General features: G+C 62.8%; 15 protein-coding genes. 7 read left to right on the forward strand and 8 right to left on the reverse strand.

Features of this window, described 5'->3' with window-relative positions; genetic code table 11:
• Nucleotides 1–63: 63 nt before the first annotated feature.
• The gene (hxsA2, locus tag IV112_RS21495) at nucleotides 64–360 is read right to left on the reverse strand and encodes a His-Xaa-Ser repeat protein HxsA2 (RefSeq protein WP_366937690.1); all 297 of its coding nucleotides are present in this window, start codon (nucleotides 358–360) and stop codon (nucleotides 64–66) included.
• 36 nt (nucleotides 361–396) lie between these two features.
• On the reverse strand, nucleotides 397–702 hold the full coding sequence (gene hxsA2, locus IV112_RS21500; RefSeq protein ID WP_366937689.1) for a His-Xaa-Ser repeat protein HxsA2: 306 nt from the start codon (nucleotides 700–702) through the stop codon (nucleotides 397–399).
• A gap of 544 nt (nucleotides 703–1,246) precedes the next feature.
• Here hxsA2 (IV112_RS21500) and IV112_RS11870 point away from each other — a divergent pair.
• From IV112_RS11870 to IV112_RS11885, 4 genes are read left to right on the forward strand one after another with little or no spacing between them, the layout of a single operon-like run.
• On the forward strand, nucleotides 1,247–1,936 hold the full coding sequence (locus IV112_RS11870) for a Tn7 transposase TnsA N-terminal domain-containing protein (RefSeq protein WP_296809751.1): 690 nt from the start codon (nucleotides 1,247–1,249) through the stop codon (nucleotides 1,934–1,936).
• Nucleotides 1,933–3,909: a Mu transposase C-terminal domain-containing protein gene (locus tag IV112_RS11875; RefSeq protein ID WP_304003719.1), complete on the forward strand. Its 1,977-nt coding sequence runs from the start codon at nucleotides 1,933–1,935 to the stop codon at nucleotides 3,907–3,909. Before IV112_RS11870 ends, IV112_RS11875 begins: the two co-directional genes overlap by 4 nt.
• A 15-nt stretch (nucleotides 3,910–3,924) precedes the next feature.
• A complete protein-coding gene (locus IV112_RS11880; protein ID WP_296809746.1) occupies nucleotides 3,925–4,851 on the forward strand; it encodes a TniB family NTP-binding protein in 927 nt (308 codons plus the stop codon).
• The gene (locus tag IV112_RS11885; RefSeq protein WP_304003720.1) at nucleotides 4,848–7,073 is read left to right on the forward strand and encodes a TniQ family protein; all 2,226 of its coding nucleotides are present in this window, start codon (nucleotides 4,848–4,850) and stop codon (nucleotides 7,071–7,073) included. Before IV112_RS11880 ends, IV112_RS11885 begins: the two co-directional genes overlap by 4 nt.
• A gap of 549 nt (nucleotides 7,074–7,622) precedes the next feature.
• On the opposite strand, the gene IV112_RS11890 is transcribed toward IV112_RS11885, so the two are convergent.
• The 6 genes from IV112_RS11890 to IV112_RS11915 all read right to left on the reverse strand — a co-directional run bounded on the left by IV112_RS11890 (nucleotide 7,623) and on the right by IV112_RS11915 (nucleotide 15,808).
• Nucleotides 7,623–8,774 (reverse strand): ribonucleotide-diphosphate reductase subunit beta, encoded by a 1,152-nt coding sequence (locus IV112_RS11890; protein WP_304003721.1) that lies wholly within the window; start codon nucleotides 8,772–8,774, stop codon nucleotides 7,623–7,625.
• A gap of 150 nt (nucleotides 8,775–8,924) precedes the next feature.
• A complete protein-coding gene (locus tag IV112_RS11895; RefSeq protein ID WP_304003722.1) occupies nucleotides 8,925–11,786 on the reverse strand; it encodes a ribonucleoside-diphosphate reductase subunit alpha in 2,862 nt (953 codons plus the stop codon).
• A 258-nt stretch (nucleotides 11,787–12,044) separates the two neighbouring features.
• Complete coding sequence (gene ampD / locus IV112_RS11900; protein WP_304003723.1) at nucleotides 12,045–12,599, reverse strand: 1,6-anhydro-N-acetylmuramyl-L-alanine amidase AmpD; 555 nt, start codon at nucleotides 12,597–12,599, stop codon at nucleotides 12,045–12,047.
• A gap of 59 nt (nucleotides 12,600–12,658) precedes the next feature.
• Nucleotides 12,659–14,008, reverse strand: coding sequence for a sigma-54-dependent transcriptional regulator (locus tag IV112_RS11905; protein ID WP_304003724.1), 1,350 nt, complete (start codon nucleotides 14,006–14,008; stop codon nucleotides 12,659–12,661).
• The gene (locus IV112_RS11910; RefSeq protein ID WP_304003725.1) at nucleotides 13,978–15,600 is read right to left on the reverse strand and encodes a sensor histidine kinase; all 1,623 of its coding nucleotides are present in this window, start codon (nucleotides 15,598–15,600) and stop codon (nucleotides 13,978–13,980) included. Before IV112_RS11910 ends, IV112_RS11905 begins: the two co-directional genes overlap by 31 nt.
• Entirely contained in the window at nucleotides 15,578–15,808 is a 231-nt protein-coding gene (locus tag IV112_RS11915) for a PP0621 family protein (RefSeq protein WP_304003726.1), read from the reverse strand. The genes IV112_RS11910 and IV112_RS11915 overlap by 23 nt, the downstream gene beginning before the upstream one ends.
• A 275-nt stretch (nucleotides 15,809–16,083) precedes the next feature.
• Between IV112_RS11915 and IV112_RS11920 the strand changes: the two genes are divergently transcribed.
• The 3 genes from IV112_RS11920 (at nucleotide 16,084) to IV112_RS11930 (ending at nucleotide 20,346) form a co-directional block, all read left to right on the forward strand.
• Nucleotides 16,084–17,472: a tetratricopeptide repeat protein gene (locus tag IV112_RS11920; protein WP_304003727.1), complete on the forward strand. Its 1,389-nt coding sequence runs from the start codon at nucleotides 16,084–16,086 to the stop codon at nucleotides 17,470–17,472.
• Nucleotides 17,473–17,529: 57 nt separating this feature from the next.
• Nucleotides 17,530–18,375, forward strand: coding sequence for a FecR family protein (locus IV112_RS11925; RefSeq protein WP_304003728.1), 846 nt, complete (start codon nucleotides 17,530–17,532; stop codon nucleotides 18,373–18,375).
• 87 nt (nucleotides 18,376–18,462) lie between these two features.
• Nucleotides 18,463–20,346, forward strand: a complete 1,884-nt coding sequence (locus IV112_RS11930) for a glycosyltransferase (RefSeq protein WP_304003729.1) — start codon at nucleotides 18,463–18,465, stop codon at nucleotides 20,344–20,346.
• Nucleotides 20,347–20,355 lie beyond the last annotated feature (9 nt).

Here is a 20,355-nt window from a genome sequence, read left to right on the forward strand (position 1 = left end):
GTTGCTGCCTCACGGACGAAAAATCCCGGAAGGGTGGCTTTGATCAGCGTTTCCCTAACACTTTTAGTAGCCCGATCGATGTGAGGAGTGCGATCGATGTGAGGAGTGCGATCGATGTGAGCGATGGTAGGCCATCATCTGACCAGTGTCGGCCCGCTTCAGAACAAAGTCGAAAACCTCCCCGTCCGAGTGGATAGCCACGGTCTCGGTAGTGCCAACCAGGTTGAGGACGTGATTATCAACGGACGGGGCGTAAGGCACCGCCAGATCCGTCCCCTTAGGCGCCTGCTTAGCGTAAGCGGAGAGAATCCCACTTGCTAACAGAGCAACGGGCACGAGAAACTTATGTGATTTTTTCACACGCTCTCCAGCCAAAGATCACTGCCAAGGCAAGAATTAGAACCCCGATCGATGCGAACTATGCGAGCTGTGCGACGCGTGAGACGCGTGAGACGCATGTGATTGATGCCAAGCCATCATCTCGCCAGAAGCGGCCCGCTTAAGAATGAAAGAGTAGTTGTCATCACCAGCTCGAACCAGTTGCTCCCCACCATGAGTGAGTGCAAGGGTCGTTGGTGCGTCAGTCAGGCCGGCCGCGACAGGGGTACTCGAAGGCTCCGTGTTCTCGATAGCAGCACTCGCGTACTGATTCGCTATGGCTGCAACAAGGCCAGCAACCGGCACCAAGAACTTGAACTTCATTTCTATCCCCCCTAAAACCGCTTCGGCCTACTGCTCTACGTTAGCATAAATCAATTCCGGTTAATGTTGTACCACCACGCCGGTACTCTTCTAAATACTCTGCGCACGAGAGTTCGAGGAAGTTGCGCTCTATCCGGGGTTCCTATAGTTCATGACGGCTCATGTGCCTGTGCAGCGCGCCCGCTAGATCGTTCAATGCCACGTCCAGTGCTTCGGCTTCGGTCGCTTGGATATGAGTGCGGCGGATATAGGCGCCAGGTAATCCCTCATTGCCCCCGCTCGGGTGCAGGTGGGGCAGACGCTTACATCCAATGATGCACCGTCGGGGAAGTGCAGGCATCAAGTTGGCTACGCTCCTGATGGCAAGAACCGCCCCCGAATTGAACTAACGCTCAATAGTTGGACGGTTGCCGTGCGCCAACTAGGTGGCGTTGCTCAAGCGGTACCTCACTGGGCTTTGGCCGCTCAACTTTAGCTTGGAGCACAGCACGGGGCGGATCCACCGACTGCTCCGCGTCCTCAAGGTCGGACATCGGGTTCCGTAATGTGGAAGATGCGCCACGACCAGATTGCTTCCAGCAACCTCACCACCGCCCCGCCGCAGCCGCCGTCTAAGACTCCTGCTCGGAAGATTGGCAGAGGGCGCCCCGGCGTCCACATCGTCCAGTTCCCGTCGGAGAAGAACCAACGAGTCATCCCTGTAGAGGGCCGGCTCGAGGCAGACATGTGCCTGCTTCTTGAGTTTGACCCCGCAATCAAGAGCTACAGGTCACAGCCGCTGACCGTTCGACTTGAGGACGAGCACGGGCTGTTCAATCACACGCCTGACTTTGAAGTTCAACCGACGGGGGGACGCGCCTTCCTGCTTGAGGTGAAGCCGCACGCACGAGCCTCTCAATCGTTTCGGGCTCAACGCATCGAAGTTGCACGGCAACACTTTCTCGGTATGGATCTCGAGTATGTGCTTCGGACAGAGCGCCATATCCGTATTGAACCTCGCATCACTACTCTGAGAAATCTGTACGGCCGCGCCCGAACGGTATCCCGAGAAGGACTCATCGATCTCTTGGCGCTATTGCCTAAAGACGGCTCGCCAGCAACTTTGAAGGAAATCGCAGCCCAGATGCCCAGCAACCTCGGGCACATCGGACGGGGTCTCCTTGAGGGGTGGGTAGAGGTGGAACTGGAGAAGCCAATTGGTCCGAATTGGCTTGTGTGGAGACGGCCACGATGAGCGCGCTGGCGAACCAAGAGTTCAGGCCGCCCAAGGTAGGCGAGCGCTATCTCTATTCGGGATTCGAGTACGAGGTGCTGCGGATTGACCAAGCGGTCGTCACCATCCGCGGCGTAAACGCGAAACGACAAAGCGATATCCCATTGCTGCGCTGGCAGGACCTCGCTGCACGGGGACGAATGACAGCGCTTGTCGAGCATGCAGAGTGGCAAGATCTCTACCGTAACGCCGCAAACCTCACAGACAAAGAAGCGACGACACATCAGCGCCGCCTCGCCTATGTGCAGGCATTTGAACGTGAGCTTCTCGGACGCGCGCCAACCGAGCTTGGACTCTTACTGATCAAGAGGGTCGCAGAGGAGCGGTCGGAAAAACCACCCTCCATCTCCCGCGTACGGTTCTGGCTTCGTCAGTATCGAGAAGCCGGGAAGAATCCGTTGGCCCTCATCACACGAGAGCATCGGACTCGACAGCGTAAGCCCCGCATGAACCACACGGTGATCGAGCTTACCCAATCGATCCTCCGTTCAACCTTCCTCGATGACCGACGCCCAAGCGCACAAGCGATCTATCACCTGCTGTGCGCGGAAATTGAAGGCGAGAATCTCAAGCGAAACCCTGAGGATAAGTTGCGCGCGCCCTCCCGCGCGTCGTTTTACCGGACGGTCGCGACCCTGGACGCTTACGACGCTGACTTGAATCGCCACGGAAAGCAGTACGCGAAGCGCAAACACCGCCATGGCGTGCGTATCCATCCACCTTCGATGGTTCTGGAGCGCGTCGAGTCTGATAGCAACTACGTGGATCTGATCGTAGTGGACGAGAACGGCGATCCGATAGGTCGGCCTGTATTGACCGTTCTTATCGACATATTCAGTCGCTGCGTTCTGGGGTGGGATCTCTCGTTTGTGCCGCCTTGCGCCGCAAAAACCCTCCGCGCATACAAAGACGCCCTTTCTTCGGAGAACGGGCGCCTCGCAGGCGGCGCTCCGATTGAGCTCATCGTAGATGGCGGCCCCGAATTCAGAAACAGCAGCCTGTTCCAAGTGGCAGAGCGATTTGGTACCTCTGTCCGCATCGTTTCCCCGCGGGAGCCCAACGAAAAGCCTCATGTGGAGCGGTTCTTCCGCACCATGAACACCACGTTCATTCACCTCATGCATGGAACGACCCGTTCCTCTCCACAGGATCGAGGTGACTACAGGGCCGTCAAGAACGCGTGGATTCAACTCGAGGAATTGCGCGAGCGATTCGCGGCCTGGCTCGAGCAGATCTACCACAACTCCCTGCATTCCGAGCTCGGGATACCGCCGTCAGTCGCGTGGAAAAAGGCGACTGAACTCGACACGCCTACACGGTATCGCGACGAAGGCTTGGACATGGTTTGCCGCAAGTCGGTTGAGCGCGCCATTTCCGGTGGGCGAGTGCAGCTCTTCAATTTGTGTTGGACAAGCCCCGCCCTGCCGGATCTGGCGGCAAGACTCGCACAGCATCCGGAGAAGGATCGAGTGACAGTTCTCTACGACGAGACCGATCTCGATCATGTGTTCGTTGTGGATCCTGAAGATTCCACCCGGCTTGTCCGCGCAGATCCCGTAGATGCGCGTTACCAAAAGGGGCTCACGTTTACTGAGCACCAGGCGGCCACCACTGCGCTCAAGGCTGCGGGCAAGGAAGCAACGAACACCATCCTTTTGAACCAAGCGCGCAAGCGCCTTTGGGACGAGCTCGATCTCTCGACGACGAAAGCCCGAAAGCGATTTGCTCGGATGCAGAACGAAAAGATGGCGAGTCGTCTCCGCGCCGCGGGAGACCAGGGCCAGCTCGCATCCGATCCGGACGCGAGCGCACTCCCCTCCGAACAGACTCACCTTCTGGAAGCAACGCTACCCTCTTTTGAGGAGAGCAAGCCTGGCCAAAGCACCGTCGAGGATATTTGGGACGAAGAAGGCGACATCTTCAAGTCCCTCTGATCGAGAACGACCAACATGAAACTGGAAATGCTGCCAACCGGTCTCGAGGCCTTTCGGGACGTGTTCTATCAACACGATGAGGTGCTGAAGTGCCTCGAAGCTTTCAACGAAGTCCTCCGCTTCAATGACGGCCGACTCGAGCCGGTATCGCTCGCCATAAGTGGCCGCGCCGGCACTGGCAAGACAACCCTTTGCAACCACTTGCTCGCGCAACACCGTATCCAGACACAGGAGGAACCCGAGGGCATCCGACGGGTGATTCCGGCGTTCTACCAAGCGGTGCCGGGGGTTGCGACGATCAAGGACTTGGCGCAGAAGCTGCTGATTCGCCTGCAGGTGACAGATCTTTCCGGGAACCGTACGCAGCTGACCGAGAGACTCGTTCAGAACCTGAAGACGTGTCAGACGCGCTTCTACATCCTTGACGAATTCCAGCACCTCGTAGATCCGAAAAAGGAGAAAACCCACGCAACCGTGCGGAACTGGGTCAAGGATCTGATGAACGAGTCCAAGGTGCCCATCATCTTGGTCGGGACGGAAGACCTGTTGCCACTTCTGGAAGGGGATGAGCAGATCGAACGGCGATTTCGACGCAGATGCTCCCTTACAGAGTTCAGCTTGAACAACGACTACCTCAAGGTTCTCGTGTTCTTTGTGAAACGTCTAAAGGACCATTGCTCGTTGCAACCAAGCGCTGAATTGAAGACGCCCCAATTCGGTCAGCGCATGTACGCAGCCACTGCCGGCAACATGTGCGCCACAAAGGATCTATTCGTCGAAGCGGCCGACCTCGCACTTCGTGGCAAGAGCGCAGAAATCAGCGGTGTGCACTTCAAGCAAGCCTTCGAACGCATCCAGATAGCTCGGGCGCTGGTTCCGGAAGGCCTCAACCCGTTCACCATGACTGAAGACAGCCTCGCACTATCTAGAAAGCGCCGATGAACTATCTGCCGCTGCCCATTCCTGGCGAATCGCCCCTTAGCGTCGTGCTCCGCTGTACGGAAGAGAACGGATACTCTTCGGCAAGCAAGTTCATCTACCGGTTGATCAAGAGCCCCGCTCAATCTGTTCTGTTTCGGAGCGGTCATTTCGCGAAAAAAATCGTAGAGCTATATCCGGAACGCCTTCAGGCGCGACTGCTCGCCTGCTTCTTTCAGGAACTGCCTAGCATATCTTCCCGCAAGCCGGTCCGGATTCTGAATGCGGAATTTCCTGGGGATCTAATCCGGTTCTTCCATCAGCCGGTTTGTCCTCGATGCGCAGCCGATGGCTACTATCGGGCGGAAACCAGCGTTGCGCTCTTCGAATACTGCGCCAAGCATGGCCAAAAACTGATTCGTAAGTGTCCTGAGTGCGAATCTCTATACGGGCCCGGGCAGCGCGGCATTGATCAGTGCAGCTGCAAGGCCAGGATATCCAGCAATCCCGGCTCCAGAGCATTCGCCTTTGGTGAGCGAAGGCTGTACCGAGCCATGGAGGATGGCGACCAAGCCTGGGTGACCCGCCTGCTGGCGTTCGTACGCGTTCTCGAGATCGAACGGGAACCCGACTACGTAAAGCGTTCGAAACTGCTCGCCTATGCAGCACTTCTCGCTATGGACGTCGACCGTGGAGTCCGCGCATTCGCGCGGCACCAACAAAGGCGCTATCCGCACCTACTACCCCGGGTTTGGCTCGCTCGTTTGCTTGCTATCCACTCCCCAGCGAGGCAAGCAGCCGAAGATCTTGCCCAACGCCTCTCCCGTGACTACGACATCTCTTGCGCAAGGACAGTCCCGGAGGGGGTCGCGGACGAAGACCTGTTGCTACTTTTGGACAGCAGAGCTGCTTCTGCTGTCCTGGGCATCACGCCCAACACACTCACTAGTCTGAGCACCGCCCAAATCCTGAGCCGCATCGAGCGCAATTCAATCATCAGAAATCGGTATGGCAGTCACGAGATATCGTCCTTGATGGCGAGGCTTTCGAAGAGCAGCCGTTCAGAGTTCCACGGATCTGACGAGCAAACGCGCACTCAGGCATATGCGGATGAGTTGGCTGAAATGAATGCGGGCGCCCGAATCGTCGATCGATTCGACATTGCTCAAGGACTGCCGTCTTTGAGGTCAATCAAGATTAAGGATGTGCAGCGAGCTCTGCCTTGCAGTGCCCGCGTTGCCGTACCGTGGGCCAACTTGGAGGAGTCAGGGACTGCAGAGAGCCAAGCGGAGGATAAAAAGCTCATGGGCTTGCAACAGACGGCTGAGCGCCTCCGTACCTACCCTGATGCTGTGCGACGGATAGAGAAGACCCGACTGATCTCCCGCCACGTCCCGTCCGGTGAAAAAGCTCGGCAACCCATGATGTTCGCCGCTAGCGACGTGGAGGCGTTCGATAGACAGTATGTGTTCGTGGGCAGCCTCGCAACGCAGTTGGCTACCGGAGCAACCTCACTATCCGACAAGCTTGCGGCTGTGGGGGTCCACCCGGTATCTGGTCCTAGGGTAGATGGCGCCTTGGTCAATGTTTTTCGCCGTTCGGACATCGCCAAAGTTGATCTCCAACGCGTGAAGGCGCTCAAGGACTACCCCACCCGAGCGGGACGCAAGCCGGCAGGCAGCGTGACCTACGATCAAACGGTCTGGATGACGGCCGTCGAAGCGGCTGACGAGCTCGCCATGAACACTCAACAGATCGCAGTCTTACAACGTACCGGGCAGTTGCCTGCAGAAGTTCCGCCCAATCGAGAAGCGGACAACCGAAAGTACTTCCGAAGAACTGCCGTCAAGCGATTGAAGGATGAGTTGGCCTCACTTCGAACGATTGAATCCGTATCGTCTGAGGTCGGCTTAACGAAGCGAGAGTTCGTCGTTCGCTTCATTGACTCGGGCTTCATTGAGTGCGTGGCGCCGTTAGGCGAGCTCCGCGTCCAACAAAGCGACATTCCAAGAATTCACGAGAACCTGAAGCGATTCATGAGCGCAGCTCAGGCTGGCACGCTCTTAAATACGCATAGCCGATACCTGCTGAATGCAGAACGAAGCGGCAGGATCACGCGAGCCCCTGAGAAGGAAACCCAGATCCACGGAGTGGTACTGTTCCGGCGGAACGACGTGCTCCAGATGGCTAACGCGGGCGAGGTGCAGCCGATTCGTAGGGGGGTGTCGAAGCGGTTGAACGCATAGTTCCACGCTCCTGACAGTTCCACCGCGAACCGGGCGGTCACTTTCCAGATTCCCCGACACGCCCTACCAGCGCCAAACACGCGTTCACCCCCAAGAACGCGAAGCCCAAAATGCACGTACCTGGGCGACGCATGCGCCCCTGCGCGTCATCCCTCATCTCTACCCGCTGGACGACCTCACTCCCCACCACTCTTGTCTCTAACGAGACTCCACTTCTGTCTCAATCGTTAAGCGGCCCGAGGTAAAGCCGGTTTCAATGGCGGCATGTAGGCGAGAACCCAAATCCGTGCAGGGCGGCAGAGACACACTACTCTCGTCTTTAATGAGATATTTTTCTTGTCTCTAGTGAGACAGCTAAAAGACAGCAAGGTCGTGCTGGTCCGAGAGCACGCAACACCTTCCCGCATGAGAGCGCTCTTCAATCCAGCGGGAACAAGAAAAAGGGCGCCCGAAGGCGCCCTGAGGTGTGCGTTACCGTCTCTAATGAGACGTTATCGTCTCTAGTGAGATTGCTCTCGTCTCTAATGAGAATCTACGTTTATTACATCATCAATCCCAGCTCAACGCCCCACCCGTCTGATACTCGATCACCCGGGTTTCGAAGAAGTTGCGTTCCTTCTTCAGATCGATCATTTCGCTCATCCACGGGAAGGGGTTTTCCGCGCCCGGGTACAGCACGTCCAGACCGATCTGCTGGGCGCGGCGGTTGGCGATGAAGCGCAGGTATTCCTTGAACATATTGGAGTTCAGGCCGAGCACGCCGCGCGGCATGGTGTCTTCGGCGTAGCGGTATTCCAGCTCGACCGCCTTGCGGAACAGGGCCTTCAACTCTTCGCGGAATTCCGGGGTCCAGAGGTGCGGGTTTTCGAGCTTGATCTGGTTGATCAGGTCGATGCCGAAATTGCAGTGCATGGACTCGTCGCGCAGGATGTACTGGTACTGCTCGGCAGCGCCGGTCATCTTGTTCTGGCGGCCCAGTGCGAGGATCTGCACGAAGCCGACGTAGAAGAACAGGCCTTCCATCAGGCAGGCGAACACGATGAGGCTCTTCAGCAGCTGCTGGTCGGCTTCGGGCGTGCCGGTCTTGAAGGCCGGGTCGGTCAACACGTCGATGAAGGGGATGAGGAACTCGTCCTTGTCACGGATGGACTGCACTTCGTGATAGGCGTTGAACACCTCGCCTTCGTCCAGGCCCAGCGACTCGACGATGTACTGGTAGGCGTGGGTGTGGATGGCCTCTTCGAAGGCTTGGCGCAGCAGGTACTGGCGGCACTCGGGCGCGGTGATGTGGCGGTAGGTGCCGAGCACGATGTTGTTGGCGGCCAGCGAATCGGCGGTGACGAAGAAGCCAAGGTTGCGCTTGACCAGACGGCGTTCGTCGTCGGTCAGGCCGTTCGGCGACTTCCACAGTTCGATGTCGCGCTGCATGTTCACTTCCTGCGGCATCCAGTGGTTGGCGCAGCCGGCGAGGTACTTTTCCCAGGCCCACTTGTACTTGAAGGGCACGAGCTGGTTCACGTCGGTGCCGCCGTTGATGACGCGCTTGTCTTCGGCGCGGATGCGGCGCATGCGCGCGTCGCCCTGGGCGGCCGGCGTGGCCGGCGGCGACATCGGCAGTTCGCGCGAGTCAGGCATCGGAGTGCGCAGCGCCAGACCGGGTTGCGGTGCGGTCATCGGCAGGTCGTCTTCGAAACTCAGCATTGTTGTTCTCTCCTTCAGTCGGCGCGCACGGCGCGCCGGGTATTGCTTTAGTCAGGTGGGGCGATGCGCGGAGCACGCTCCGCTCGCCGCTGGCCCCCAGCCTCTAGCCCCCCACCCTTGCCCGCAGACGCAGGCAAGGGTGGAAAGTCCTCACTGGCAGGCTTCGCAGGTCGGGTCGTCGATGGCGCAGAACTTGGGCGCCGGCTCTTCGGACTGGCTGGGCACCGCGTTCAGTTCGCCGCCGCGGCCGGTGGATTTCTCGGCGTGGGTGGCGCCCATGGCGCGCAGGTAGTAGGTGGTCTTCAGGCCGCGCAGCCAGGCGAGCTTGTAGGTTTCGTCCAGCTTCTTGCCCGAGGCGCCGGCCATGTAGATGTTCAGGCTCTGCGCCTGGTCGATCCACTTCTGGCGGCGCGACGCGGCTTCGACCAGCCACTTCGGCTCGACTTCGAAGGCGGTGGCGTACAGCGCGCGGATGTCGGCCGGGATGCGGTCGATGCGCGACAGCGAGCCGTCGAAATACTTCAGGTCGGCGACCATCACTTCGTCCCACAGACCCAGCTTCTTCAGGTCGCGCACCAGGTGCTCGTTCACCACGGTGAATTCGCCCGACAGGTTCGATTTGACGAACAGGTTCTGGTAGGTCGGCTCGATGCTGGCATCGACGCCGATGATGTTCGAAATGGTGGCGGTCGGCGCGATCGCCAGGCAGTTCGAGTTGCGCATGCCGTAGTTCGCGATGCGGTTGCGCAGCGCGTCCCAGTCCATCGTGACCGAGCGGTCGACTTCGAGGTAGCCGCCGCGCTGCTCGGCCAGGATGTCCAGCGAGTCGTGCGGCAGGATGCCGCGGTCCCACAGGCTGCCCTTGTAGCTGGAGTAGCGGCCGCGCTCTTCGGCCAGTTCGGTCGAGGCCCAGTAGGCGTAGTAGGCCACCGCTTCCATCGAGCGGTCGGCGAACTCGACCGCCGCGTCGGAGGCGTAGGGCGTGCGCAGTTCGTGCAGCGCTTCCTGGAAGCCCATCAGGCCCATGCCGACCGGGCGGTGCTTCAGGTTGGCGTTACGCGCCTTGCCGACCGAGTAGTAGTTGATATCGATGACGTTGTCGAGCATGCGCATCGCGGTGCGGATGGTCTTGCGCAGCTTGTCGTGGTCGAGCGCCTTGCCGCCGTTGCCGTCGTCCTTCAGGTGGGCGACCAGGTTCACCGAACCAAGGTTGCACACGGCGATTTCGGTGTCCGAGGTGTTCAGCGTAATTTCGGTGCACAGGTTCGAGCTATGCACGACGCCGACATGCTGCTGCGGCGAACGCAGGTTGCACGGATCCTTGAAGGTGATCCACGGGTGGCCGGTTTCGAACAGCATCGACAGCATCTTGCGCCACAGCGCGACCGCCTGCGTTTTCTTGAACAGACGGATCTCACCGCGCGCGGCCTTCTCTTCGTAGCGGGTGTAAGCCTGCTCGAAGGCGCTGCCGTAGAGGTCGTGCAAGTCCGGGCAGTCGGCCGGCGAGAACAGCGTCCATTCGCCGTTTTCCATCACGCGGCGCATGAACAGGTCGGGAATCCAGTTCGCGGTGTTCATGTCGTGCGTGCGGCGGCGGTCGTCGCCGGTGTTCTTGCGCAGGTCGAGGAATTCCTCGATGTCGAGGTGCCAGCTTTCGAGATAGGCGCAGACGGCGCCCTTGCGCTTGCCGCCCTGGTTCACCGCGACGGCGGTGTCATTGACCACCTTCAGGAAGGGGACCACGCCCTGCGACTTGCCGTTGGTGCCCTTGATGTGCGAACCCAGCGCCCGCACCGGCGTCCAGTCGTTGCCTAGACCGCCGGCGAACTTGGCCAGCAGCGCGTTTTCCTTGATCGCCTCGAAAATGCCGTCGAGATCGTCGGCCACCGTGGTGAGGTAGCAGGACGACAGCTGCGGGCGCAGCGTGCCGCTGTTGAACAGCGTCGGCGTCGAGCTCATGAAGTCGAAGCTGGACAGCAGCTTGTAGAACTCGATCGCTCGCTCTTCGCGGTTGATCTCGTTCAGTGCCAGGCCCATGGCGACGCGCATGAAGAACACCTGCGGCAGTTCGATGCGGCGGTCGCGGATGTGCAGGAAGTAGCGGTCGTACAGCGTCTGCAGGCCGAGGTAGTTGAAGCGCAGGTCGTTGCGGTGGTCCAGCGCGGCGCCCAGCTTGGCGAGGTCGAACTGGGCCAGCTTGGAATCGAGCAGTTCGGCTTCGATGCCCAGCTTGATGTAGCGCGGGAAGTACTCGGCGTAGGCGGTGGCCATGGCGGCCTGCGACGTCTCCTCACCCAGCACTTCGTGGCGGATGGTGTGCAGCAGCAGGCGAGCGGTGACGTAGCCGTAGGCGGGGTCCTGCTCCAGCAGCGAACGGGCGGCCATGATGGCCGACTTGCGCACCTCCTCGACCGGCACGCCGTCGTACAGATTGGACAGCGTGGCGTTCAGGATGGCGTCGACCGACACCACGTCGCCCAGCGCCTCGCACGAGGCTTCGATCAGACCGCGCAGCGCGGCGTGGTCCAGCGGCATGCGACGGTTACCGTCGACCACATGCAGCACCGGCTGGTCAGCCGCGGCTTCGACCGCGTGCTGCTTCTGCGCACGCTCGGCGGCGCGCTTCTCGCGGTACAGCACATAGGCGCGGGCCACGTCGTGCTCGGCCGAGCGCATCAGCGCCAGTTCGACCTGGTCCTGGATGTCTTCGATGTGGAAGGTGCCGCCGTGCGGCTGGCGGCGCACCAGTGCCTGCACCACCTGGGTGGTGATGCCACCCACCTGTTCGCGCACGCGCGCCGACGCGGCACCCTGCCCGCCATTCACCGCCAGGAAAGCCTTGGTCACCGCGATCGAAATCTTGGCCGGCTCGAAGTTCACCACCGCACCGTTGCGGCGGATCACCTTGTAGTCAGCGTGCAGGGCGGCCGTGTTCGGCAGCTCGTCGATGCTGATCTGGTCGGGGCTGGGGGACTGCGTACGGGGGCTCGTGTGTTCGGCGGTCAATTGCATGCGGACGTCTCCCTGTGAGGCCGTCGCGAGCGCGACGGAGAGCGGTTTTTGATGGGATTTCGCTAACTGACCACTATAGGTAGTGGTTGAAGCTCGATGAGCTACTAATTCTAGTGAGCCCTTCCGGCACCCGCAAGCGCGATTTTTCTGCTAGGCAGCGTCCCGGCGGCCCGAAAATCACCCTTCGATGCGCAGGGGATTGGCACCGGGCAAGGGCTGGCGAGGTGGAATCCGGCGCAAACGCCGGTACGGCGGGAATCAGTCCCGCCGAGTGACGCCGGGCAAGCGTTTCCAGTCGAAGCAGGCACCGGGATCAATCTTTCTTCCTGGTGCGATATCCGAATGACCTACCACGTCCGCCACCGGATGCCGTTTGCGCAGCGCATCAATCAGCGCTGCGGCGCACCGGTACTGTGCGTCCTCGAAGGGCAGCACGTTGCAGCCTTCAAGCTCTATGCCGACCGAGAAGTCGTTGCAGCCTTCCCGCCCGCCCCAGCTCGAACGCCCGGCGTGCCACGCCCGGCGCGTGGTCGGCACGAACTGCAGCAGCTCGCCGTTGCGCCGCACCACGAAATGCGCCGACACGCGCAGCGGCGCAACGTCGACGAAATACGGGTGGGCCGCCGGGTCGAGCCGGTTCAGGAACAGCTCTTCTATATAGGGGCCGCCAAACTCGCCCGGCGGCAGGCTGATGCAGTGCATGACTACCAGCGACACCGGCTCGCCCTCGGGGCGCGGGTCGGAGTTGGGCGATTCGATGCGGCGGGCGGCGGTGCACCAGCCGTCGGCGTCGATGTGGAGATCAGGCGACACCGCGCGCTCCCGTGCACAGGCACTGCGCGTGCAGGCGGTCAGCCTCCCGACGAACGCACTCAGTCATTGATGCCCAGCCGCTGCAGGCGGTAGCGCAGCGAGCGGAAGGTAACGCCGAGCAGGCGTGCGGCGGCGGTGCGGTTGTAGCGCGTCTTGCGCAGCGCGTCCTCGATGGCGGCGCGCTCCATGCGGTCGAGATAGTCCTGCAGCGGCAGTTCGCCGGCCGGCATGTCCGGCACCTCGTCGTCGACCGGCATCAGGCCGAGGTCGGCGGCGTCGATGCGCTCACCCGAGCTGAGCGCGTAAGCGCGTTCGAGCACGTTCTCCAGTTCGCGCACATTGCCCGGGAAGGGATAGGCGCACAGCGCATCGACCGCCGCGCGCGTCAGTTCGGGCTTCTTGCCGTCGGCGGCGGCAATGCGTTCGAGCAGGGTCTGCGCCAGTTGCGGAATCGATTCGCGGCACTCGCGCAGGCTGGGCATGCGCAGTTCGAGCACGTTGAGCCGGTAGAAAAGGTCCTGCCGGAAACGGCCCTCCTCCACCATCTGCCGCAGATTGCGGTGGGTGGCGCTGATCAGGCGCACGTCGGTCGCCTCTTCGGTGCGCGCACCGACGCGGCGCACCGACTTTTCCTGTATCGCGCGCAGCAGCTTCACCTGCATCGCCAGCGGCAGGTCGCCCACTTCGTCGAGGAAGAGCGTGCCGCCGCGGGCCGCCTGGAAATAGCCTTCGCGGTCGGTGTCGGCGCCGGTGAAAGCGCCTTTCGCATAACCGAAGAATTCGGACTCGACCAGGTTCTCCGGAATGGCACCGCAATTGACCGCGACGAAAGGCCCTTCGCGCCGCGCACCCAGCTCGTGGATGAGCCGCGCCGCACGTTCCTTGCCGCTGCCGGATTCGCCATGGATATGCACCGGCGCGCCACTGCGCGCGAGCTTGGCGATGGTTTCGCGCACCTGCGTCATGGCCGGCGCGTCGCCGACCAGCGCGTCGGTGCCGGCCGGCCGCACCTCGCCGCCGCGCGTCGGCAGGTCGAGCGCCGAACGCACCAGTGCGCGCAGCTGCTCGATCGATACCGGCTTGGCGAGATAGTCGAAGGCGCCTGCCTTCAGTGCGGCGACCGCGTTGTCCATGCTGCCGAAGGCGGTGATGACGGCCACCGGCAGGTCGCGGTGGTGTTCGGCGATGTGGCGCACCAGGTCCATGCCCTCGCCATCGGGCAGGCGCATGTCGGTCAGGCACAGCGCGAAGCGCTCCTTGCCCAGCAGTTCGCGCGCCTCGCCGACCGAACCGGCGAGCGACGCGTGCAGGCCCATGCGCGCCAGCGACATGTCGAGCAGTTCGCGCAGGTCGTCTTCGTCGTCGACGACCAGCACTTTCAGCTCCCGCTCAGTCCGCCGCCGTTCCATGATTCGTCCAAGCTCCTGTTCAGGCCGCGCAGGCGAAAGTGCGCACCCGGCGAATTATCCACGAAGTCGAGCGCGGCCCCGTTGGCGTCGCTGAGTTCGCGCGCGATGTAGAGGCCCAACCCGGTACCGCGGCTGTGGGTGGTGAAGAAAGGTTCGAACAGGTGAGCGCGCGCGCTGTCGGAAACGCCGGGCCCGTTATCGACGATGTCGAGCAGCGTGGCGTCCTCGGTCGCGCTGACCGTCAGGCGCACCGCGCCGTCGTCCGGGCCGGCGAAGCGCAGCGCATTGCCGAGCAGATTCCACAGCACCTGATGCAGATGGCCGCGATCGAACCAGATGCGCGCCGGCACCCCGGTTTCGATGTGCACGCGCGCACGCACGCCGGGTTCGCGCATCGCGAATTCGTCGACGAAGGTGCGCACATAGCTGCCCAGTTCGAGCAGTTCCGGCTCGGCGCGGTCGCGACGACCGAGCTCCAGCACGTCGCTGACCATGCGGTCCAGCCGCTGCGCGTTGTCGCCGATGATGCGGGTGAGCCGCGCCTGGGTTTCGGCGCGCCGCTCCTCCTGCAGCAGTTCGGCCGCCTGGCTGATGGCGGCCAGCGGATTGCGGATCTCGTGCGCCATGCTGGCGGTCAGCCGGCCCAGCGCGGCGAGCTTGATCTGCCGCGCCTGTTCGCGCAGCCGGGCAAGATCTTCGATGAACACCAGATGCCCACCGGCACCGCCGGCCGGCACGCAGCGTACGCGCAGCGCGGCGGGTCGCGACGGCAGGTCGAGCACGAACACGCGCTCGCGGTCGGGGTCGGCCTGCGCCGCCATCGCCGCAGCGAGCGCAGGCGAATAGTCGGCCAGCATGACCGGGCGCGGCATCAGCGGATCGAGCAGACGACGCGCCTGCGGATTGGCCTGCCGCACGTGGCCGAGCGGGTCGACCACCAGCACGCCGTCATCCATGTCGCGGATCACCCGTTCGTTCACCCGCACCTGCTCGGCCAGATCGCGACCGCGCTCGCGCGCCAGCGACTCGTTGGCGATGACCCGACGCGCCAGCAGACGCACCGCGATCGCGGTGGCGAAGAAGCCGATGCTGATCGAACCGACGTGCACGAAGCCACCGGCGTCGGAACCCAGCGTGACCCACTGCATCGCCTGCTGGAACAGCATCGCCAGGCTGGCCACTGCGGCGTAGAACACCGCCAGCCTGCCCTGCCCGACCAGTGCCGCGAAGGCCAGCACGACCACGTGCATGAAGGGCAGACCGGTGCTGAGTCCGCCGCCGGCGTAGGTGAGCAGCGTGAGGAAGAAGATGTCGGCGAGCACGCCTGCAGTCAGCCGTGCGTCGTCGGTCGGCAGCAGGCGGTCGGCGCCGAGCATGACGCAGACGGCGAACACCCAGTAGCCGCGCGCGGCGCTGGCGAACAGCGCGCCGCGGTAATCGGCAAAGCTGATTTCACCCGGCACGCCGAACACCAGCGCGACCAGCACCGAGGCGATCAGCAGCCGATACAGATTGAAGTAGCGCAGCGAACTCACCCCCGCCACCGGCAGCGCGGCAGCGGCGGCAGCGTCAGACCCGGCCGTTGTGAGCATCGCGATGCTCGGGGCAGCAGAAGTATTGCGCATCGGTGAACACGGCCTCGCCCTCGGGAATGCGCAGACCGCACTCGGCGCACTGCACGATGCGCTCGGCCACCGGCTCGGCAGGCTTGTTCTTGTCGGACTTGGTGCGCGCAGGCTTCTTGAAGAACCACAGCCAGACCAGGAAGGCCAGGAGCGCAAAAAACAGGATGCGGGACATCTCGGGCGACAGCAGGCGGAATGCGAAGGAAAAGCAGCGTACCAGCTTGGCCGGGCAGCCGGCGCAGAAAACAAGCAAGCCACCGCGGAAGGTGATTTATTTCGGAATTCCTGGTCGGGGAGAGCGGATCAGACGCCAGGATTCGAACCGCCGGCCTCTGCGTCCCGGGTGTGCGCGACGGCCGATACGGCGGGAGATTCTCAGAGGCCTCGGATGTACAGTTCTGTTACATTCCGGCCGTATATGTACGACTGTCCAAAGCCGAGGAACCCCAATTGAGGCGTCTGACTGACCATCGAGTTTTCCGGCCGCTGCCGTTCGCGATCATTTCCGCAGGTGCATTTCTGTGTGCCTCGGCAAATGCACAGACGCCGGGAAACTGGCCGCTCGACCGTCAGGTCGATGAGGCTTTCCAGCAGGTCATGCGTGCGCCGGCCGACATGGAAGCCGGCTTGAGCTATGCCCGCCTGCTCGTGCAGGACGGCAATTACGAGGGCGGGATCGCCGCCATGGAACGCCTGCTGCTCGATCCGGCCGCTCACCCGGCCGTGCGCGTGGAACTGGCCGTGCTGTACTACCGCCTGGCGTCCTACAGCATGTCGGAAGCCCTGCTGCGGCAGGCGCTCGACGACAACCGCCTGACGGGTGAGCAAAGGACCGCTGCGGAAAATCTGCTGCGCGACGTCAGCAAACGCAACCAGGTGTCGCAGTTCGACGGTGTGCTGGTGTTCGGTGTGCGGGCGCAGACCAACCCCGCAGCACGCTCCGACCGCGACACCGTTCTGTCCGGTGGCCTGCCGCTGGCGGTTGCCGCACCGTTCAAACCGAAGTCGGACACCGACCTGCAGGCGACGCTGCGTCTGGACCACCGCTATGACCTCGGCACCCAGAACGAGGCGGCCGTCGTCAGTTCGCTGGTGGCCCAGGTGATCAAATACAGTTCGTCCTCCGGCTCACGGCTGTCGGCCAGTCAGGCGGATCCGTACAACCTCGCGCTGGTCGAGGTGACCAGCGGCATACGCTTCAAGCCGTCCGCCACCGGCGCGCCCGGCCTGACCCTGCGCCCGCACCTCATCGTCGGCACGCTGAGCGCACAGGGACACAAATACCTCGACAGCTACGGCGTCGGCCTCGACGCGGGCTATCTCATCAACGAGCGCACGGTGATCGACGCCGGTTACGAGTACCGCAATTTCGACTACGCCTCGCGCATCGACGTCCCGAACGCCAACCTGCTCGGTGGCCCGGACAATCTGTTCCGCGTACGTCTGACCCGGGAACTGAGCCCGGGCACGGCACTGAGCGGCGAACTGCGCGCCCGCTTCCATCGCACCGACCGCGATTATTACGACTACGACGGCTACGAAGGGCGGCTGACCTATGCGTTCAGCTACGCCAACCCGTTCGTCGCCAATGGCGGTGCCTGGACGACGTCGATCTGGGGCGGCGTGCATCAGCGCCACTACCAGGCCGCCGATCCGTCCGTCGATCCGACCAGGAAGCGCCGGGATACCGAGTGGCGCATCGGTATCGGCAACACCGTGGCACTGTCGACCGCCTGGTCGCTGCTGATCCAGGTCGAGCACATGGACACCGACGCCAACCTGCCCAACTTCCGCAACAAGAATTCTTCCTTGTTCGGTGCCGCGGCCTATCGCTTCTGACGCGCGCACAGCCATGCACCTGACAATGAACCGCTACGATTGCATGAGGAACTCGCAATGACCCCGCCGATTTCCAAGGACTGGTGGATTGCCGCCGCCCTGACCAGCGCCGCGCTGCCGACCGCCTTTGCGCAGAATGCACCGACGCCCCGCGCAGGCGTCGTGTCCGCGATCACCGCCAGCGCACCAACAACTTCCGCAAACCAGAAGACCGTGGTGGTCGGCGACAACGTCGTGCCCGGCGAGACGCTGCGCACCGGACCGGACGGACAACTGCACGTTCTTTTCCTCGACCAGTCGGCCGTCACGCTGGGCGCCGATTCCGAGCTGGTCATCGACACCTTCAACTACGACCCGGCCAGCAGGCAGGGCCAGATCCGGCTGCGCCTGAACCAGGGACTGCTGCGCGTGGTCGGCGGACACATCAGCAAGACCACCGCGACCGAAATCGCCACACCGCAGGGCAAGGTGGAGATCCGCGGCGGCATTTCCATCGTCAACGTCAGCGGGAATACGACGAGCGCCACCTTCCTGTTCGGCCAGCAGATGCGGGCGACTTCCAACGACGGCAACACCCAGACCATTACGCGTCCGGGCTTTGGCAGCACCCTCGGTTCCCAGGGCGTTTCAACACCGTCACGCACCCAACCGCAACAGCTCACCTCGCTGTTGCAGCAGCTGGAAACCAGACCGAGCGGCGGCAACCAGGGCAACCCCAATCCGTCGCCTGCCCCCGCCGGCCAGCTGATCAGCACCGGAACTACGCCTGGCGGCGCCAACAACCCGGGTAGCACGCTGGCCAACGACAGACTGAAGAGCGTCGTCGACAACAGTGTCGGAAGCAACCCGTCGCAGACCTTGCGCAACCTTCTTTCGGTCGGCCAGCTCAACAACGCTTCCTGAGCACGCGTCTTGGGGGAGCAAGGCGGGTGCCCGATCCGGGTCGCCCTGCAGCAGACGCTCCCGCCGCCTTCACAACACGGGTAGGCCATGCGCGTCCTGTTTGTTTCCAACTATGCCCATCTGCCCGACCTCACCGGCGGGCTGCAGACCACCACGCACGACCTCTGCCTGGCCATCAAGTCGATGGGCGCCGATGCCGCGGTTCTGTGCGGTCGTCTGCAAATTGACCCTTCGGCCGCCGAGCAGCCGGCGAGCGGTGACGAGAGCCTGGGTTACCTCGTGCTGCGCGCCGATGCGCCGGAAAAGGCGCTGCCGATGGCCGCTGCCGCCTGGGGCGCCGATGTCATCGTCGTGCAGAATGGTTTGGCGCTGGCACCGATGGTGCTGGCCAGTCTGACGACCGGACGCCCGACGGCGGTCTATCTGCACAACGTGGAGACGCACCAGCTCGCCGGTCATCTTGCACCGCATCCGTCGCTGCTGTTCCTCGCCAATTCGGCGTTCACCGCACAGCGCTGGCGCACGCTGTATGGCATCGACTGTGCAGTGATTCCGCCGGTCGTGGCGCCCGAGTCCTATGCGAGCGGGCAGACCGGCGACAAGGTGCTGTTCGTCAATCCGACGCCGATCAAGGGCGTCGAAATCATGTTCTCGCTGGCCGCGGCCTGCCCGGAACTGCCCTTCCTGGTGGTGGAAAGCTGGCACATCGACCCGCACTGGCGCGCCTACTGTCTCGACCGGGCAGCGCGGCTGGGCAATATCGAATGGTGTGGCCCGACGCGCGACATGCGCGAAGTGTTCGCCCGCACGCGGGTACTGCTGATGCCCTCGGTATGGGAGGAATCCTTCGGCCGCACCGTGATCGAGGCCCAGATCAATGGCCTGCCGGTGCTGGCCAGCACGCGCGGCGCGCTGCCCGAGCTGGTGGGCGACGGCGGTTTCGTGCTCGCCCCCGAAGCGGCGATCGACGACTGGGCGCAGGCCTTGCGCCAGCTTTACGATCCGGCGCTCAGCGCCCGACACAGAGAAGCGGCGCTGCGTCAGGCAGCGGCCCACGTCGTGTCCACGCCGCTCATCGTCGGAGAACTGCTGAGCATGCTTGCCGTGCACGCCAGCCAGTCGCTCATCGACGACAGCGACAGATCAGGTACGACGCTCGACAGCAGCGTCACCCCGGCTGCGCCTGGGTCGCTCCCCGCTGCCCTGCGCGAGGTCGCGCCACGCTCCCCGCGGCGCGAAGACTGCCGCTTCTACCATTCCTGCGATCTGGCCGACGGCGAAGAGGTGACCGGGGAATGGGATCTGCGACCTGACCCGTTCGGCTATCTGGGCGACATCTGCGTAACCGGTCAATCGGTACTGGAGATCGGCCCGGCGAGCGGCTTTCTGTCCTTCTGCATGGAGGCGGCCGGTGCAACCGTCACCTGCGTGGAACCACCGATGTCGCATCTGTGGGACATCGTGCCCCTCGAAGGCTTCGACACGTCGGGCTGGCGCGAAGCGTTCAGCGAACAGATCGAGATGGTGCGCAATTCATTCTGGTATCTGCATCGACAGCACGACTCACGGGTCAGGGTGTTCGAGGGCGATCCCTATGAACTCCCGCCCGGTTTCGGCCCTTTCGACATCGGCATCCTGGCGTCGGTGCTGCTGCACTGCCGCCGCCCCTTCGATCTGCTGCAGAGCGTCGCCGAACGGGTCCGGCACACGATGGTGGTCACCGAAGCTTACGACCCGGCGCTGGGCGATGCGCCTGCATGCTGGCTGCTGCCGCACACCGGTGTGCCCCAGGTGCACACCTGGTGGCAGTTCACGCCGCAGTTCTTCGTATCGGCGCTGGGCGTAATGGGGTTCACCGAGTGCACGGTCAGCATCCATAAACAGAAGCAGCCGGCCGAGAACCGGGAGGTGGCGATGTTCACGGTCGTGGCCCGGCGGCCGGTAGCGAGCGGCGACCGCGCGCTGCCTTGACGACGCACG

The organism is Methyloversatilis discipulorum (assembly GCF_018780585.1).
GTDB classification, from domain to species: domain Bacteria; phylum Pseudomonadota; class Gammaproteobacteria; order Burkholderiales; family Rhodocyclaceae; genus Methyloversatilis; species Methyloversatilis discipulorum_B.

Bases quoted from the DNA above. Each gene is read 5' to 3' on its own strand.
- hxsA2 (WP_366937689.1), bottom strand. From the start codon at position 702: ATGAAGTTCAAGTTCTTGGTGCCGGTTGCTGGCCTTGTTGCAGCCATA.
- IV112_RS11870 (WP_296809751.1), top strand. From the start codon at position 1,247: ATGTGGAAGATGCGCCACGACCAGATTGCTTCCAGCAACCTCACCACC.
- IV112_RS11875 (WP_304003719.1), top strand. From the start codon at position 1,933: ATGAGCGCGCTGGCGAACCAAGAGTTCAGGCCGCCCAAGGTAGGCGAG.
- IV112_RS11880 (WP_296809746.1), top strand. From the start codon at position 3,925: ATGAAACTGGAAATGCTGCCAACCGGTCTCGAGGCCTTTCGGGACGTG.
- IV112_RS11885 (WP_304003720.1), top strand. From the start codon at position 4,848: ATGAACTATCTGCCGCTGCCCATTCCTGGCGAATCGCCCCTTAGCGTC.
- IV112_RS11890 (WP_304003721.1), bottom strand. From the start codon at position 8,774: ATGCTGAGTTTCGAAGACGACCTGCCGATGACCGCACCGCAACCCGGT.
- IV112_RS11895 (WP_304003722.1), bottom strand. From the start codon at position 11,786: ATGCAATTGACCGCCGAACACACGAGCCCCCGTACGCAGTCCCCCAGC.
- IV112_RS11905 (WP_304003724.1), bottom strand. From the start codon at position 14,008: ATGGAACGGCGGCGGACTGAGCGGGAGCTGAAAGTGCTGGTCGTCGAC.
- IV112_RS11910 (WP_304003725.1), bottom strand. From the start codon at position 15,600: ATGCTCACAACGGCCGGGTCTGACGCTGCCGCCGCTGCCGCGCTGCCG.
- IV112_RS11915 (WP_304003726.1), bottom strand. From the start codon at position 15,808: ATGTCCCGCATCCTGTTTTTTGCGCTCCTGGCCTTCCTGGTCTGGCTG.
- IV112_RS11925 (WP_304003728.1), top strand. From the start codon at position 17,530: ATGACCCCGCCGATTTCCAAGGACTGGTGGATTGCCGCCGCCCTGACC.
- IV112_RS11930 (WP_304003729.1), top strand. From the start codon at position 18,463: ATGCGCGTCCTGTTTGTTTCCAACTATGCCCATCTGCCCGACCTCACC.